Source organism: Ectothiorhodospira shaposhnikovii, assembly GCF_016584105.1.
Classification (GTDB): Bacteria; Pseudomonadota; Gammaproteobacteria; order Ectothiorhodospirales; family Ectothiorhodospiraceae; genus Ectothiorhodospira; species Ectothiorhodospira shaposhnikovii.
This window is the reverse complement of the sequence record NZ_NRSM01000032.1, coordinates 21,959-38,791: the sequence shown is the minus strand read 5'-3', so window position 1 is coordinate 38,791 and position 16,833 is coordinate 21,959. Positions and strand designations below refer to the sequence as shown.

The following is a 16,833-nucleotide window of genomic DNA, read 5'->3' as shown; positions in this document are numbered from 1 at the left end:
CTGGTCCTCCTGTTGGTCATGCTGGGGAGATTGCCGCTCACGTTCCTTGCGCAACCACCGATCCAACAGGCTGCGATTGATTCCCAGAGACCGGGCAGCTTCGGCCACCCCATACCCCTGGCGCTCAACCAACGCCACTGCCTCAGCCTTGAATTCCGCCGTGTATCGACGTCGTGCCTTCTTGCTCATGAACACCTCCGATGCATAGCCTACGAGGCTTAACGGGGTGTCCGCTACAATTGAACCACTTCAGCCTGGTCCTCCTGTTGGTCATGCTGGGGAGATTGCCGCTCACGTTCCTTGCGCAACCACCGATCCAACAGGCTGCGATTGATTCCCAGAGACCGGGCAGCTTCGGCCACCCCATACCCCTGGCGCTCAACCAACGCCACTGCCTCAGCCTTGAATTCCGCCGTGTATCGACGTCGTGCCTTCTTGCTCATGAACACCTCCAATGCATAGCCTACGAGGGCTTAACGGGGTGTCCGCTACAATTGGACCACTTCACCTGGTGGCGTGAAACGCCGTGGCTGTAGCTGGCATGGACATTCCAGTACGCGTTCAGCTGGCCCGACAATTCCAGCTCGTAGCCCTCACTCTTCACGCCGCTGATAGCACGGTAAGCAGTGCCACCATCGGGCGTCAGGCCGCCTGTGGCCTCGGCAAAGTTGTCTTGTTCAAGCTGAAAGATGGCTGCACTGGCGTTCAGGCGACCACCGAAGAAAGTGCCCTTGAGGCCAAGCTCCATATTGATGCCTTCCAAGGGGTCAAGCGTGCTGCCTGATTCGTCCCGATTGTTCTGTGGCTTGAAAATACCGGTATAACTGCCATACGCCGAGTACGTGTCATTCAGGTCATACACCAGACCTAGGTAGGGCACGGCAACCCCCGATTCCTTCATGCTTTCGCGCTTATAGCTGGAGAGACGGACTCCGGTGATAAGCTTCAGGTCGTCGCGCAGGTTCCAGCGCGCGGTGCTGTAAACGCCTTTCTCGCGCGTGGTCTCGTCGTTCTCGCCGTGCCACGCAGCAGGGTCGTTCCAGTTAGGTTGCGGGACGTTGCCGTTCCATTCGTAGAAGTTGCCTACGCTGGTCGGGTAGCCGATGTTCGGGCCGTCACCTTTGTTGGTCCAGCGACGGTTGCTGATGCTGCCGCCAAGCACCAGCTCGTGTTTGCGGCCGAACAGATCGAACGGCCCGCTGGCGTAGAAGTCAGCTGCGTTGGCGCGCGTCTTACCCACATAGCGGCCAACCCACATTGAAGTGCCGGATCCGTCGGTCGGGTCTGGATTACCACCGCCGACTGCGCCCAGCGGGGCGTCGTAGCCGTTGACCTGATGGTTGAGTTGCAGCTTGGCCACCCAGTCGTTGTCGAAATAGTGCTCGAGCGTGGCGAAGGCCGTGCGCGTGTATTGCTCCCAGCCGCTCCATTTCGCTCCGTTATTGAACGAGCGCGAGCGCTTGTTGAAGTTGCCCTCGGTGTCGTAAATCGGGATGCCGCCCCAGGTCGAGCGTGTCGGTTTGTTGTCCTGATAGTCGGCGCCGATGGTGAGCAACGTCCCGGGGCTAAGGTCGGTTTCGAGAATGCCGTAGAAAACAGGCGTCTTGCGGCGGTAGCCGTCCATGTGCGATTCGCGGTCCTGGTAGGCCGCGACAGCGCGGCCACGCACCGTGCCCTCGGCGTTGAGCGGACCGGAAACGTCGACCTCGGTACGGTAGTTGTTCCAGGTGCCAGTGCCAACACTGACATGGCCCTGGAATTCGTGAGTAGGCTTTTTGCGGATCAGGTTGATGGTGGCGCCCGGATCACCGCTGCCGGTGAGCAAGCCGGTGGCGCCCTTCAGTACTTCAACACGGTCATAGATTGCCATATCACTGAGCGTGTTACCTGCGGAGTATCCAGAGTCGCGCTCCATCGGAATGCCGTCATACTGGAAGTTATTGATCGCAAATCCGCGTGCGAAATATACCGTGCGTTCACTATCGTAGGTGACGATGCTCACGCCAGGCGTGTGCTCCATGACCTTGTCGATGGAGGTAAGAGCGAAATCGTCCATTTCCTGCCGGGTGACTACACTGATGGACTGCGGCGTCTCGCGTGGCGTGAGCACCAGCCGGGTTGCAGTGGCAATAGCGCCTGGTGTGTAGGTACCGGTGCCTTCTGTCACCCCACCGAGCTGGTTGGCGGTCACTGTCACAGGCGTTAAGGTGATGACATCATCCTCCTTCGCCACTTGCAGGGCGTACTGCCCCTGCGCATTGCGCTCCGCCGTCAATCCGGTACCTACCAGCAGCGCATCCAGCGCAGCCTGCACATTGAAACTACCGCGCACACCGGGGCTGTACTTGCCCTCAACGAGCCGCGGCGTGGCGGCCAGCAGGACGCCCGATTCGCTGGCAAAGCGCATCAACACCGGGCCAAGTGGTCCCGACGGGATGTCATAGCTGCGTGTTTGCCATACCACCTGCGCCTGGACCACGGAGTGTGCGGCGGCCTGCGCATGCACAACGGGCGTCGGTAACAGCGCACTACCGACCACGGCCAAGTGGACGGCCACCATCAGCAATGTCGGGCGAACCCCGATGCCTACGGGGGTACTAGCGGCGGCGGCGCGAACGGAAAAGGGTTTGCACGACATCATCAATTGGTTTCCTGTGACAATGTGATCTGGTTTGGCAACACAAGGTCACACCACCCCATATCGCCGAACTGCCGAGACAGGACCGCCAACATGGTCGGGATGGCTGAGTAAGCAATGAATTTGTGACCTCTCTTGGGGTATCGAGTGAGAGGCCCAAAAGCGGAACCATTTTTTCTAAAAAAACTGGATCATTTCAGATTGGTTGACGCTATAACTGAGGGTATTCACCCGAAGAATCAGTGGTGGCTTGACGCGCAAAGGCAAGTAAGTCACCACGGTAGCAGTCAGCGCTCAGGCTCAATGCTCACCCACCACGACATCCTGCGATGCACGCGGATAGGCATCACGGATTCGAGCATCGCGAGCGCGCGATCTGGGTCGTTGATCGGGTAGCTGCCGAAAACACGCAGATCTGCCACTTCGGGTGACAGCCCCAGGTGGCCAGGGCGATAGCGGCGCAGTTCCCGCACCATGTCTGCAAGTGGAATGTTATCCGCGAGGAGGATGCCCTGACTCCAGACTTGGCGAGCGGGGTCGGCGACCTCGACGAAGGCCAATGCCCTCTCAGTAAAGTGGGTTTGTTTACCTGCCGACAGTGTGGCGCCTTCACCGCCAGCGGTGATTACCTCCACAGCGCCTTCGTAGACAGCCACGAAGGTTTCTCCCCTGTCAAGCCGCACAGTGAACCGGGTACCGATCGGGTACAGGCTACCTTGTGGAGTATCGACGAGGAAGGGACGCAATGGATCGGAGGCGGTCTGAATCAGGATTTCTCCCGCCACCAGGCGCAGGCGACGCTGACCTATGCTGAAATCCTCGCTGATGGCGGTAGCGGTATTGAGCCAAACACGAGTGCCGTCCGAGAGGAAGATCTCACGCTGTTCACCGGTGGCAGTGCGGTGATCGGCCCGACGTGCCATAGCTATGCCAGGCAGCGGCGTGTGGCTCCAGCAACCCCAGCCCAGCACACCGACGCCCAACAAGGTAACAATACCGAGCAGGGTCTCCCGGCGCTTGAGGCATGGCTCGTTGGCACGCTGGAAGGCACTGACGGCGGCGCGCCGCGCCGGATTGCCTTGGAGTGGTTCGAAGCGACGACTGATGCGCTCCACATAGTGCCAAGCGTCGACGTTTTCGCGAGCACTAGCCAACCAAGCCTGCCACTGGGCACGATCGGCATCACTAGCCTCGCCCGAGCGCAGCAAGGCGAACCACTCGGCGGCCTGCTCCATTGCCTGGTGCGAGGGCTCGCTCAGTGGGGTCGAGCGCGAGGTGTTGGCCTTAGTCATGGCGAAGTGCCTGTGGGTGACCGCGCCCTGTCAGGCGCGGTCACCCACAGGCATCGTGGTAAAGTCAGACGGAACAGGGAACACCATGGGGCAGTTCCTCCACCGCCTGCCGGGCATCCAGACGTATGCAGTACAGCATGGCACGGGCAACATACTTGCGCACCATGCGGGTGGAAACACCCAGTTCCTCGGCAACCTCCCTGTCGGTCATCTCGCAGCCCACAGCCATCACAAAGGCATTGGCAACCTTGGGCGGCAGGCTGTGTAGCATGGCGTCAATCTCAAGCAGGGCTTCGAGCACAATGGCCTGGTGTTCGGCCGATGGCACCAAGTCCTCCGGCCGGGCGGCGAGAACATCCAACCAAGCCTGCTCGATCCGGCGGCGGCGCCAGAGGTCGACACACAAGCCGTTGGCCATGGTGCACAGGTAACTGCGGGCCTCGGGCGCACTGTCGAAGCGGCGCGGCTTGGTCAACAGGCGCAGAAAGGCATCGTGGGCGAGATCGGCGGCGTCGGCAGCATTGCCCAGGCGGTGGCGCAACCAGCCCTGCAACCAGGCATGGTGGTCGTCATAGAGATGTTCGATGGTTATTGGTTCGTACTCCAATGTGCTCACGATACCGCCTATGCCCCCCTCTCCCAGAGGGAAAACAAAATAATAATCAGAATAATTCTTACCCGTAAATCTGTGGCGATTATGAAACCCCAACAGAGTTTTGGCAACCTCTTCGCTAAAGCGCCTTTGTCAGTGCGCGACACAGGAAAATCACGATATCCAGATTGCAAATATCAGCTTCGACCCTCGCCTGAAGGCCTGCGCCATGGATCTACGGCCGGGTCATTTCATCGAACGGGTGCGGACCCGCGAAATCCAGGGCGATCAGTATGGCCCCCCATCCTCGGGCACGTTGCAGAACGGGATTACACGGATAGCCATGAGTCCAAAATCAGACTTTCAGGAGAAGAGGGAGCAAATCGGCCAAGCAGTGGTGTTCACAACTTTGATGAGAGCGGCGTGCGGGGCCAAAGTCAGCGGTACTGGCCGCATGTGGTCGCCACGGACATAGGTAGCGCATTCCACGATCCATATCAGGCGGTGGAAGATGCGATGAAGCAGCACCGACATGCTGCCCCACTTCACCGGGGGGGGCGGTTCCTGATCAGTGGAAATCCCTATCACCCTCTACGCCTGGGGAAACCTGGGGGGTTGCGCCCCACGAAGAATGAGACACGGCTACGCCCCCAGGGCAATATGTGCGCCGAAAGAAAGGGCCGCACGGGCGGCGTCAGGATCGCCCCTTCCCTCGCGTCGAGGCGGGCTGGATCTCCAGCCCCGACTCCGCCATGGCCACGGCGCGGAACACGGCGCGGCCCTTGTTCATGGTTTCCGCCCATTCATTGTCGGGCACGGAGTCGTAGACCACTCCGGCACCGGCCTGGATATGCAGGGTCTGGTCCTTGATGACGGCGGTGCGGATGGCGATGGCGGTGTCCATGTTGCCCTGCCAGGACAGGTAACCCACGGCGCCGGAGTAGATACCCCGCTTCACCGGTTCGAGTTCGTCGATGATCTCCATGGCGCGGATCTTGGGGGCGCCGCTCACGGTACCCGCCGGGAAGGTGGCCCGCAGCACGTCCATGGCGGTCATGCCGGGGCGCAGCCGGCCCACCACGTTGGAAACGATGTGCATGACGTGGGAGTAGCGTTCCACCACCATGCGCTCGGTGAGCTGCACACTGCCGATGCGGGAGACCCGGCCAGCGTCGTTGCGGCCCAGGTCGATGAGCATGAGGTGTTCGGCAATCTCCTTGGGATCGGCCAACAGGTCCTGCTCCAGGGCCCGGTCACTGGCCTCGTCCTCGCCCCGGGGCCGGGTGCCGGCGATGGGACGCACGGTGACCACCTCGTCCTCCAGGCGCACCAGGATCTCCGGTGAGGACCCCACCACATGGTGGTCATCCAGGTCCAGATAGAACATGTAGGGGGAAGGATTGAGACTGCGCAGGGCCCGATAGAGGTCCAGGGGACGGGCGCCGTAGGGAATGGACAGACGCTGGGACAGCACCACCTGCATCACGTCGCCGTCGACGATGTACTGCTTGCAGCGATCCACCGCCGCCTTGAAGCCTTCCTCGGTGAAGCCGGAGATGAAATCCGACTCGCAGACCTTGCGGGGGGCGGGATGGGCTGGCGGCAGATGGGTGATCCGGCGCAGTTGATCCTGCAGCTCATCCAGGCGACGTTCGGCGGATTCGCGCTCGCCGGCACCGGCATGGACCACCAAGTAGAGCCGTCCCGCCAGGTTGTCGTAGACCACCACCTCGTCGGAAACCATGAGCAGGATATCGGGCACGCCCAGGGGATCGGGCTTTTCACCGCCACCCAGGCGGGGCTCGATGTAGCGGATGGTGTCATAGCCGAAGTAGCCCACCAGCCCCCCGGTGAAGCGGGGCTGATCCGGCAGGTCCGGTACCCGGAAACGGGTCTGGAAGGTCTCGATCCAGGCCAGCGGGTCATCCACCCGGGCCTCTTCCACCACCCGGCCGGACTCCTCCACGCAGACCTGGTGCCCACGAACCCGGACCACGGTCCGGGCGGGCAGGCCGACAAAGGAATAGCGGCCCCATTTCTCGCCCCCCTGCACGGACTCCAGCAGGTAGGAATAGGGACCGGAACCCAGCTTCAGGTAGGTGCTCAGGGGGGTGTCGAGATCGGCCAGCACTTCACGGACCAGGGGGATGCGGTTGTAGCCCTGGCGGATCAGATCATCGAATTGTTCGGGACTCATGGGACATTTCCGGTGGACAGATTGGCACGGTGGGTGGACAGGTTGCTGTCACCCACGCCATCGCGTCGACCGGACTAGAAAGAGAATCCCAAACATCAGGCTATCTGCTCCATGAGCCCCGGCAGTTGTTCGAGGCTGTCGATGACCGAATCCGGCTTTTGCTCCCGGATATCCTGGCCGTGATTATAACCATAAGTGACGCACACAATGCCAAATCCGGCGGCACGGGCGGCTTTCACGTCGCTGCGGGAGTCCCCCACCATGAGGGCGTCCTTGGGATGGACGTCGAACTGATGGGCGGCGTACAGCAGGGGGGCCGGATCGGGCTTCTTTTGCGGCAGGGTATCACCGGCCACCACCAGCTCAAAGAAGTGGTCGATTTCCATGGCCCGCAGCAGGGGCGCCGTGAACCGGGCCGGCTTGTTGGTCACACAACCCAGACGCATGCCGGCTTCCGCCAGGACTTCCAGACCTTCGCGCACCCCCGGATAGAGCCGGCTGCGGCCGGTATTGTTGTCCCGGTAGATGTCCATGAACAGGGCCAGCGCCCGTTCATACAGGTCCGGCTCGGGCTCGGCCTCCATATCGCCGGTGAGGGCGCGCTTGACCAGGCGCTCCACCCCGTTACCCACCCAGAGCCGCACATTGGCCTCGCCCCGGGTGGGCATACCCAAGGCCTCCATCATGCGGTCCACACTGAAACTCAGGTCCGGCACACTGTCCACCAGGGTACCGTCCAGGTCGATGAGCACCATCTTGGGCTGCGGAATCGTCATCGGCTTCACACCTTGGCCAGTTCAGCCCGCATGGCGGTGACGATGCTGTCATAGCGGTTGGGATCCTCCGCCCGGGCGGCACCGAAAATGGCGGAACCGGCGACAAATGTATCGGCACCGGCGGCCTTGATCTCGGCGATATTGTCCACCTTCACGCCACCGTCGATCTCCAGACGGATGTCCAGTCCGGACTCGTTGATGCGGCGGCGGGCCTCCCTGAGCTTGTCCAGGGTGGCGGGGATGAAACTCTGACCGCCGAAACCCGGGTTCACGGACATGAGCAGGATCATGTCCACCTTGTCCATCACATAATCCAGGTAGGACAACGGGGTGGCGGGATTGAACACCAGACCGGCCTTGCAACCCTCGCTGCGGATCAGTTGCAGGGTGCGGTCGATGTGATCGGAAGCCTCCGGGTGAAAGGTGATGTAGTCGGCCCCGGCCCTGGCAAAATCGGGAATGATGCGGTCCACCGGCTTGACCATCAGATGCACGTCGATGGGGGCGGTGACGCCGTGCTTGCGCAGGGCCTCGCACACCAGGGGGCCGATGGTCAGGTTGGGGACGTAGTGATTGTCCATGACATCGAAATGGACGATGTCCGCGCCGGCGGCCAGCACCTGAGTGACTTCCTCGCCCAGCCGGGCGAAGTCGGCGGAGAGGATGGAGGGCGCGATCAGATCAGGTTTTGCCATGGGTCTTAGCCTCGTTATTGTCAGCGATCCCGGCACCCGGCGGGAACCGGGGCAGGGATAACGTTATTCGGTTTGCTTCCTTGGGTGGTGGAGGCAATGTAACCCAAGGCGTCGGGAAAATTAAGCATTGGGTGATGAAGCCCGCGGGATCACATAGGGACACACTCAAAGTTCTTCATGTAGGGCCCCTAGCAAATCCTGGGCAACTGATCCCCCTGCAACCAGTCAATGACCCTTTGTCCGCCAAAACCGGTTCGCATCTGCACCAGATTTTGCGGGTCCCGGGTTACCTGACCAATAATGGCCGCGTCTTCCCCCTGTGGATGCCTGCGCATGGCCTGCAACAAGGCCGGGGCCTCTTCCGCCGGGCAGATGGCCACCAGCTTGCCCTCATTGGCACTGTAGAGAGGATCCAGCCCCAGGATCTCGCAGGCGGCCCTGACGGTTTCCCGGATGGGCAACTGGTTTTCATCAATCTGCATCCCCACGTCGGATTGCCGTGCCAGCTCATTCAGACAGGTGGCCAGCCCCCCGCGGGTTGGATCTCGTAATAACCGCAGGCCCGGCGAGGCCTCCAGCATGACCTCCACCAGGCGGTGCAACGCCTGCGAGTCGGAGCAGATTTCAGTTTCAAAACCCAGGCTCTCACGCAGGGAAAGCAGGGTAATCCCATGGTCACCGATGCTACCGGAAACCAGAATGGCATCCCCTGGCCGGGCCTGGTCGCCGGACAATTTCCGTCCCCCGGGCACCACGCCGACACCGCTGGTGGTGATGAAAACACCATCCCCCTTGCCCTTCTCCACAACCTTGGTATCTCCGGTGATGATGGGGGTGCCCGCCTTTTTGGCCGCTGCGGCCATGGAGGCCACCAGCCTGTGGAGATCGGCCAGAGGAAAGCCCTCTTCCAGAATGAAGCCGGCTGACAGATAGCAGGGACGGGCACCGGCCATGGCCAGATCATTCACGGTGCCATGCACTGCCAGACTGCCGATGTCCCCGCCAGGAAAAAACAGGGGGGAAACAACATACCCATCCGTTGCCATCACCACCCTGCCGGGAGGCAGGTCAAATACCGCCTGGTCATTTCCCTGATCGAGCCAGGGGTTATCGAACAGTGGCAGGAAAATCTGCTGCAGCAGGTCCTGGCTGGCTTTGCCGCCGCTGCCGTGCATCATCTCGACATGCCCTTTTTTGATATTCAGTCTTGCCATGCCTGGTTAACCCTTTGCCAACAGTGGTCCCCGTGTACGATAACGTCCATGGCCGTAGTAGGCGGCACAGGCGCCCTCGGCAGACACCATGCAGGAGCCCTGGGGGGTTTCCGGGGTGCAGGGGTTACCAAACAGTCTGCATTCGCTGGGTTTTTTCCTGCCCCGCAGAATCGCAGGACACTCACAGGCCTTGTTTTCCCTGGACTGCCCGGAACTGAAGGTAAAACGCTGTTCAGCATCCAGGTGAGCCAACCCGGGTCGCAGACAGAGGGCGCTTGCGGGCAGGCTGCCCAGACCCCGCCATTCAAAGCTGTCTCTCGGGGTGAAAACCTCGTCCATCAGGTGTCTGGCTTTCAGGTTGCCTTGAGGGGTGACCGCACGGGTAAACTGGTTTTCCACTTCCGCCCGGCCGGCATTGAGTTGCCCGACCAGCAAGAGGATGGCCTGAAGCACATCAAGCGGCTCAAAACCGGCTATCACCACCGGCTTTCCATACTGCGCGGGGAAGGCCTCATAAGCCTGACTTCCGATGACCGTACTGACATGTGCCGGACCGATGAAACCATCCAGATGCAGGGGGCCGTCTTCACTCAAAATGGCATGCATGGCCGCCGGCGTCAGCACATGGTTGCAAAAAACGGAGAGGTTGGTCAGCCCCAGCTGATCTGCCTGGCGCAGGAGCAAGGCTGTCGGTGGCGTGGTGGTCTCGAAGCCGATGGCAAAAAACACCACCTGGCGCTCAAGGTTGTCGCGGGCAACGTCCAGAACATCCAGAGGAGAATAGAGCATGCGCACATCGCCCCCTTCAGCCCTGACCTTCAGCAAGGAAGTCCCGTCCGAAGCGGGCACACGCAACATGTCGCCATAGGTACAGAGAATGACCTCGGGCCTTCTGGCCAGTTCGATCGCCATGTCCAGGCGAGCCACGGGCAACACACAAACCGGGCAGCCTGGCCCATGAATGAGTTCGATTTCCCGGGGCAAGAGATCCACCAGACCATAACGAAAAATGGCATGGGTATGACCACCACAAAACTCCATCAGGCGGTAACTCCGCCCTTCCCTGACCTGCCGATGAATCAGCCGGGCCATGTGTCCGGCCTTTTCTCCATCACGAAATTCATCGATATATTTCATGACATGTTCTCGCGAGCCTGGAGTTTTTCCAAAGACTCCAGCTCACCAAACAGGGCCAGGGTTTTTTCGGCCTCCTCCTGGTCCAGCTTCTTCAAGGCCACGCCAACATGCAGGATCACGTAGTCGCCTACCTGAAGGTCATCAACCAGGGCAATGTTGATGTTCTTCCTGACCCCACCCAGATTTGCCGTGGCAGTCTGTTCATCCACTAAAGCCTCTATTTGGACCGGTACGGCCAGGCACATAAGACAACCTCTCTAAAAACCGTGAGTCATCCGCCTTCCTTGCCATGGATGCGACCCAGGCCTGACCCAGGGCCAGGCCTGTATCATTGACTGAAACCCGCTGCGGGAAATACACCGCCCATCCCCTGGCTCGCATGCGGGCGACCAATTCCTGGCGCAACACGCCATTCAGAAAACAGCCTCCGGAAAGCACCACCTTCCTGATACCTGTTTCCTTGCCGGCTTTTTCGAGCCATGCTTCCAGCCCCCCAATCAAGCCGGCATGAAAGACTTCTGCCCCCTGCCTCGGATCGGTCAAGGTGGACACTGCTGACAGCAGGGGCCAGAAACTCAGTTGCCCGCCATTCAGGGTCCAGAGTTTTTCGGATAACCCTGGCAGGCCGGTCACCAGTGCCTCCAGTTGCATGGCGGCCTGGGCTTCATGGCTTTGGTGGGTGCAAATGCCCAGAAGACCGGCTGCCGCATCAAACAGACGCCCGGCGCTCGTGGTTGGGCTGCACAAATGCGGCCTTTCCAGGAGTTTCTGCAACAGGGCGTAGCCCGGCTGGTCACCAGGATCAAAGGCGGCGGAGGCCTTCAACCCCAGTTGTCGCAGAACCGCCGCCGCCAGACGCCAGGGTTCTCGGGCGGCCTGATCGCCACCGGGTAATGGCAAGGGATCCAGTGCCCCCAGGCGGGTGAATCCCAGGGGCGTGACTTCCAGAAGCTCACCACCGCGGGCCCGACCGTCCTCCCCCAGGCCCTGCCCGTCCAGGACCAGCCCCAGCACCCTTTCCTGCAGCCCAAACTCAGCCATCACGGCGGCCACGTGGGCATGATGATGCTGGACCTGCAGCCAGGGAAGCTGCCATTGCCTTGCCAGTTCCTCGGCCAGGCGCGAAGAATACGCATCCGGGTGCAGGTCACTGCAGATCAGCTCCGGCCGGAAGTCCAGCAGTCGACAAAGGTGTTCAGCCGTTGCCCGCAGACGTCGACAGGTCGCGGCCTGATCCAGATCACCAACGTATTGGGAAAGACACGCCTGATCTTCACCCAGCAGACAGACACTGGTTTTCAGGTATGCCCCCAAGGCCAGTACACGCAACGGGGAAGCTTCGGGCAGGGTCAGGTGCAGGGGTGCCACCCCCCTCCCCGGCCTCACCAGGGCCCGGGGTGAGCGAGTGGCTTGAAAAACGCTGTCATCACAGCCGGTGATGATTTCCCGATCGTGCAACAACCAAAGATCAGCAATATCGGCCAGCTGCTCCAGTGCCTGGTGGTTATCTGTTATCAAGGGCTGGCCACTCAGGTTGGCGCTGGTTGCCACCCAGGCGGTGGGTACGGGCTGCTGCAACCAGCGGCTGCCTTCAGGCTGGCCCAACAGGGTATGGAACAGCAGCCAGTGCAACGGGGTAGAAGGCAAAAGCACCCCCAGCGCCTTTAAACCAGGCGCCAGAGCTTCCACCGCCAGTTGTCTGGCAGCCCGCGCCTTATAGGGCACGAGCAGCAGGGGGGCAGCCGGAGACTCCAGAAGTGCCCGGTCGTCATGGCCCAGTTGCACCCAGGGCTCCAGGGAGGCCCCGTTCAGGGCCATGATCGCCAGGGGCTTGTGTGGCCTGCGTTTTCTGTGACGCAGTTGCCCGATGGCTGCCGGATTATCGGCAGCACACATCAGGTGAAAGCCCCCCATGCCCCGAATCGCCAGGATCTTCCCCGCCCGCAGGCCGGCAACAGCCCTTTCCAGAGGGTCCCCCGAAAGGGGGACGCCGTCTGCCGCCGTACACCAGAGTCGGGGGCCGCACCGGGCGCAGGCATTGGGCTGGGCATGGAAACGCCGATCACCCGGGTCCTGGTATTCGGCCAGGCAGGCGGGACACAGATCAAAGGCATGCATGCTGGTATGCCGCCGGTCATAGGGTCTTTGCAACATCAAGGTGTAGCGTGGACCACATTGGGTGCAGCTGATGAACGGATAACGCCAGCGACGCCCCACCGGGTTGAACATCTCCTCCAGACACGCCGGGCAGGGACGGGCATCCAAAGGGACCTGCAAATTCAGGCTTTCCCGGCTATCGAGGCTGGGTTGAATGGTAAAGGCGTGATAGGCGGAAACATCCACCCAGTCCTGCCTGCAGGCAGATATCTGGGCCTGAACGGGTGCCTGTGCCAGCAGGCGGTGTTTAAAATCCTCCAGTGCGGGCAAGTCTCCCTGTAAATGGATACTGACCCCGTCGCGGGTATTGCTCACCTGGCCTGCCAGGTTTAGATCCCGGGCCAGTCGATATACAAAGGGACGAAAGCCCACTCCCTGAACCCGTCCGCTGACCCTGATCTGCAGGGTTTTCATTCCCCGGACTGCAGGCCATAACGCTCAAGCTTGGAGCGCAAACCGACCCGTGACAGACCCAACTCTTTAGCGGACCGGCTTTTATTCCAGCGGTTGCGTATCAGAGTTTCTTTCAGTAACTGTGCTTCCAGCAACTCGATTCTTTCTTTCAGACTACCGGGGCAGTCCAGCAGATCCTTGAACTGCCGCTTGTCACAATCGGGATGTTCACGTAACAGCTTTGGAGTCAACAGCCCGGTATCAAGACGCTGGCCGTCAGAAAGAACCAGCATCCGCCTCACCTCATGTTCCAGTTCGCGCACATTGCCCGGCCAGCTGTAGGCCTGCATGATTTCCATTGTTCGGGCAGTAAAACCCTGACTGCGCCGCCCCAGGGCCGCGGAGGCCCGCTCCAGAAAATGCTCGGCCAACAAGGGAATGTCTCCAGGGCGTTGCTGCAGACCCGGCAACGCCAGGGAAACACCGGCAAGACGATAATAGAGGTCTTCCCGAAAACGCCCCTGACGCACATCTTCTTCCAGATCCCGGTTAGTGGCGGCAATCACTCTCACATTGACGGGTGTCTTGCGCTCCGCCCCCATGCGCCGGACCTCCTGCTCCTGGAGAACCCGCAGCAACATGACCTGGAAGGCGGGTGATGTATCGCCAATCTCGTCCAGGAAAATGCTCCCTCCATCGGCCTGCTCGAACAAACCCGCGTGGTCGCTAATGGCACCGGTAAAGGCGCCCTTGCGGTGTCCGAAGAGTTCCGAGGCCAGGGTTTCATCCGGCAGGGCCCCGCAGTTTTCGACCACAAACGGCTGATCCGCACGCAGGCTGTTGTAGTGCAGCGCCCTGGCAAAAAGCTCCTTGCCACTGCCCGAAGGGCCGGTGATCAAGACAGAAATATCATACGGCGCAATGCGGGCCACCTGATCGCAAAGCGCATTCAGGGGACTGGATTCGCCGCGAATGATTTCGTCAAAGGCAAAACGCCGCTTGAGCAGGTTTTTTTTAGCATCCAGCTGTGCTTCCACCTGGGGGCTGGTCAGCTTCACTTCCGTGGAAAGCCGGCTGTTTTCACTTTGCAGTTCCATCAGACGACAGGCATTTTTGACCGAAAGCACAAGCTGTTCGGGATGCCAGGGCTTGGGGAGATACTGAAAGATACCGGCTTCGCTCAGCCCCCGGATGATACCCTCCGATTCGGTATAACCGGAAAGAATAAAGCGTGCGGTTTCAGGCCAGAGTTCCCTGACCTGAGCCAGGAACTCGACACCGCTCTGGCCCGGCATGCGCTGATCACAAAGTATGGCGGCCACGGGCTGGTCGTTAAGCTTTTGTCTGGCTTCCTCAACACTGGTGGCCAGGACCACATCAAACTCATCATCCAAGGTGCGTTCCAGGGTCTCCAGAGATCGCACCTCATCATCCACACACAACACTCTGGGGCGCGTCTTTTGTGACATACATCCGCCTTTTTCCATTTTTAAAACAAGGCATGGCTGTCAAAGTAACGCTTTCAGTGCCTGGGCTTCCCGGTCCAATTCCCGCAGGCGCTGATTGATGAGTCGACTGCGACCCGCCAGCAACCAGTCCAGCCATTCCTGCATGCCTTCACCGGTTTGCGCTGATATCTGGATCACCTGAATATCCTGCTTCACACGACGGGCATAATCAATACAGGCCTCGACATCAAAATTCAGGTAAGGCAGCAGATCCACCTTGTTGAGCAACAGAAGATCGGCGGCATGAAACATATCCGGGTATTTGATGGGTTTGTCCTCACCCTCGGTCACCGACAGAATGGCCACCTTGTGGGCCTCGCCCAGATCAAATGCTGCCGGGCAAACCAGATTGCCGACATTCTCGATAAAGAGAACACCGCCATGCAAGGCTTCCAGTTGCTCCAGGGCATGGCCAACCATGTGGGCATCCAGATGACATCCCTTGCCGGTGTTGATCTGTACGGCCTGAACACCGGTTTGACGAATGCGGTCGGCATCATTGGATGTTTGCTGATCCCCTTCAATGACCGCAACCGGAAAGCGTTGATTGAGCGTCTTGAGAGTGCGGGTCAGCAGGGAGGTCTTGCCGGAGCCCGGGCTTGAAACAAGATTCAGGGCAAACAGGGAGCGACGCGCAAACTCTTCCCGGTTTTGCCGGGCATAGCGGTCATTTTTAGCCAGAATATCCTGTTCAATCTGTACCATTCTCTGCTGACTGAGCCCCGGAACATGAGCGCGAGCCACACCCTGGCCAAAGTGCAGGAGGGGCGGGCCACCCGCTCCCGGGGCAACGGCCTCTTCGTGATGATGATGGTGGTGATGATGTTGATCCATCCCTTCGATGCGGGTTTCCCCTTCGGCACAACCACACACGCTACACATGTCAATCCACCTCCAGTTCCTTGACACGCAGCTCATCCCCCTGGATGACCTGCAATCGATAGCTACCACACTTGGGACAGGCATCAAAGCGCTGATGAATATCCACCCGGGCTTCACAGCCCAGACACCAGGCCAGGCCAGGCACTTCAATGATCTCCAGAACCGCGGCCTCGGCCAGGGTATGGCGACTTACGGCTTCAAAACAAAACTGCAAAGACGGAACATCCACACTGGCCAAGGGACCGATTTCCAGCCACAGCTTTCTAACGCGACTGAACTGCTGGGCCAGGGCCTGCTCTTCCAGCAATTGAATCAAGCTTTCGGCAATGGACATCTCATGCATCGTCCATATCCACCCGGGCTTCCACACAGGGAAAACTGCTGGCCACCAGGGCGTTGGCCAAAGGCAGCAAAATCTCCCGGTCAATGAGCAAATTATTGAGTTGCTGATAAAGCAAGCCTTGCGGGTGCAGATTCCAGTCGGTTGGGGCCAATAGCTGATAGCTCGCCACTCGCCCCTGCCGCAAAACAACCCGATGAATCAGCCAGCCCCTGACAGTGATCACACGCGACCAACCCTCACCCTCGGCAGCCCAGGGCAGGATCACCTCCTCCTCAATCCGGGGCGGATGCTGAGTCAGCTCTTCCAGAAAACGGCTGACCTGATCCAGCAATCCCTGATGGCGCTCCCTTAGCAACTGCCGGGACTCACCGGCCAGGGACGCACCCGCTGGACCTGTTGTTCGGGGATGTCCCGCCAGGGCCGGACGGGTATCTCCCCGGCGCAACTGATCCAGGAGCCCGGGAAGATCCTCCTCGTCCAGAGGATTGCAGGCTGCCAGGGCCAGGGATACATCCGGCCATTGCTGGCTGACTGGAAAGGCAGTTTCCACCCAGCGGGGCCAGATCTGCCGGGAAAAGTCCGTCAGGGCCTCGGGCAGTCCAGGCAACGCCTGGGGAAATTCAGCCTGAAAAAACATCAGGGGCTGCAGGGCGTTCAGGGTTTTCTGACAGCTTTGTAACAAATCATACAGGGGCTTATCAGACAAAGCGGGCTGCCAGAAGGGCCGCAACACCATCAATCCTTCCCTCAGGGCTTCCAGCCTGACCGCCTGTCGACGCCAGTGGCTTAACCTTGGATCGGCCCGCCAGCCGCTGGCAGCCTCCAGCGCCTCAACACCGGCCAGTTGCTGGGCCAGGGAACACGCCGAAAAAACCAGCGGCAAAAGGCTGACCACTTCCGCGGGTTGACGGCCCAGCCACAATTGACCCAAGCCTGCGAGAGGTCTCCGCAGATCAACCTCCACCTTCCTGACCCTGCCTTCAGACCAGGTAAGTCTCAGGTGCAACTG

Annotated in this window: 16 protein-coding genes; all 16 read right to left on the bottom strand. The window is 60.3% G+C overall.

Annotation, left to right across the window (positions count from 1 at the left end):
- Positions 1-189: transposase (locus CKO35_RS14895; protein WP_200173378.1), on the bottom strand; the 189-nt coding region annotated here is incomplete at its 3' end.
- A gap of 44 nt (positions 190-233) precedes the next feature.
- Entirely contained in the window at positions 234-443 is a 210-nt protein-coding gene (locus CKO35_RS14890) for a transposase (protein WP_200176902.1), read from the bottom strand.
- 20 nt (positions 444-463) lie between these two features.
- Complete coding sequence (locus CKO35_RS14885; protein ID WP_200176901.1) at positions 464-2,641, bottom strand: TonB-dependent siderophore receptor; 2,178 nt, start codon at positions 2,639-2,641, stop codon at positions 464-466.
- Positions 2,642-2,925: 284 nt separating this feature from the next.
- Entirely contained in the window at positions 2,926-3,930 is a 1,005-nt protein-coding gene (locus CKO35_RS14880) for a FecR domain-containing protein (protein WP_200176900.1), read from the bottom strand.
- 64 nt (positions 3,931-3,994) lie between these two features.
- A complete protein-coding gene (locus CKO35_RS14875) occupies positions 3,995-4,546 on the bottom strand; it encodes a sigma-70 family RNA polymerase sigma factor (RefSeq protein ID WP_200176899.1) in 552 nt (183 codons plus the stop codon).
- A 670-nt stretch (positions 4,547-5,216) separates the two neighbouring features.
- Complete coding sequence (gene trpE, locus CKO35_RS14870; RefSeq protein WP_200176898.1) at positions 5,217-6,719, bottom strand: anthranilate synthase component I; 1,503 nt, start codon at positions 6,717-6,719, stop codon at positions 5,217-5,219.
- 95 nt (positions 6,720-6,814) lie between these two features.
- Positions 6,815-7,495: a phosphoglycolate phosphatase gene (locus CKO35_RS14865; protein ID WP_200176897.1), complete on the bottom strand. Its 681-nt coding sequence runs from the start codon at positions 7,493-7,495 to the stop codon at positions 6,815-6,817.
- Positions 7,496-7,500: 5 nt separating this feature from the next.
- Positions 7,501-8,190 carry a ribulose-phosphate 3-epimerase gene (gene rpe, locus CKO35_RS14860; RefSeq protein ID WP_200176896.1) on the bottom strand — a complete coding sequence of 230 codons (690 nt, stop codon included), beginning with the start codon at positions 8,188-8,190 and terminating at the stop codon, positions 7,501-7,503.
- Positions 8,191-8,378: 188 nt separating this feature from the next.
- Positions 8,379-9,404 (bottom strand): hydrogenase expression/formation protein HypE, encoded by a 1,026-nt coding sequence (hypE, locus tag CKO35_RS14855; protein WP_200176895.1) that lies wholly within the window; start codon positions 9,402-9,404, stop codon positions 8,379-8,381.
- A 6-nt stretch (positions 9,405-9,410) separates the two neighbouring features.
- On the bottom strand, positions 9,411-10,541 hold the full coding sequence (gene hypD / locus CKO35_RS14850; protein WP_200176894.1) for a hydrogenase formation protein HypD: 1,131 nt from the start codon (positions 10,539-10,541) through the stop codon (positions 9,411-9,413).
- The gene (locus CKO35_RS14845; RefSeq protein WP_338031811.1) at positions 10,538-10,750 is read right to left on the bottom strand and encodes a HypC/HybG/HupF family hydrogenase formation chaperone; all 213 of its coding nucleotides are present in this window, start codon (positions 10,748-10,750) and stop codon (positions 10,538-10,540) included. The genes hypD and CKO35_RS14845 overlap by 4 nt, the downstream gene beginning before the upstream one ends.
- Positions 10,743-13,112: a carbamoyltransferase HypF gene (gene hypF, locus CKO35_RS14840; protein ID WP_200176892.1), complete on the bottom strand. Its 2,370-nt coding sequence runs from the start codon at positions 13,110-13,112 to the stop codon at positions 10,743-10,745. Before hypF ends, CKO35_RS14845 begins: the two co-directional genes overlap by 8 nt.
- The gene (locus tag CKO35_RS14835) at positions 13,109-14,560 is read right to left on the bottom strand and encodes a sigma-54-dependent transcriptional regulator (RefSeq protein ID WP_200176891.1); all 1,452 of its coding nucleotides are present in this window, start codon (positions 14,558-14,560) and stop codon (positions 13,109-13,111) included. Before CKO35_RS14835 ends, hypF begins: the two co-directional genes overlap by 4 nt.
- 39 nt (positions 14,561-14,599) lie before the next feature.
- Complete coding sequence (gene hypB / locus CKO35_RS14830; RefSeq protein ID WP_200176890.1) at positions 14,600-15,481, bottom strand: hydrogenase nickel incorporation protein HypB; 882 nt, start codon at positions 15,479-15,481, stop codon at positions 14,600-14,602.
- A 1-nt stretch (position 15,482) separates the two neighbouring features.
- Entirely contained in the window at positions 15,483-15,815 is a 333-nt protein-coding gene (gene hypA, locus CKO35_RS14825; RefSeq protein ID WP_242467223.1) for a hydrogenase maturation nickel metallochaperone HypA, read from the bottom strand.
- A 1-nt stretch (position 15,816) separates the two neighbouring features.
- Positions 15,817-16,755, bottom strand: coding sequence for a hypothetical protein (locus CKO35_RS14820; RefSeq protein ID WP_200176888.1), 939 nt, complete (start codon positions 16,753-16,755; stop codon positions 15,817-15,819).
- Positions 16,756-16,833 lie beyond the last annotated feature (78 nt).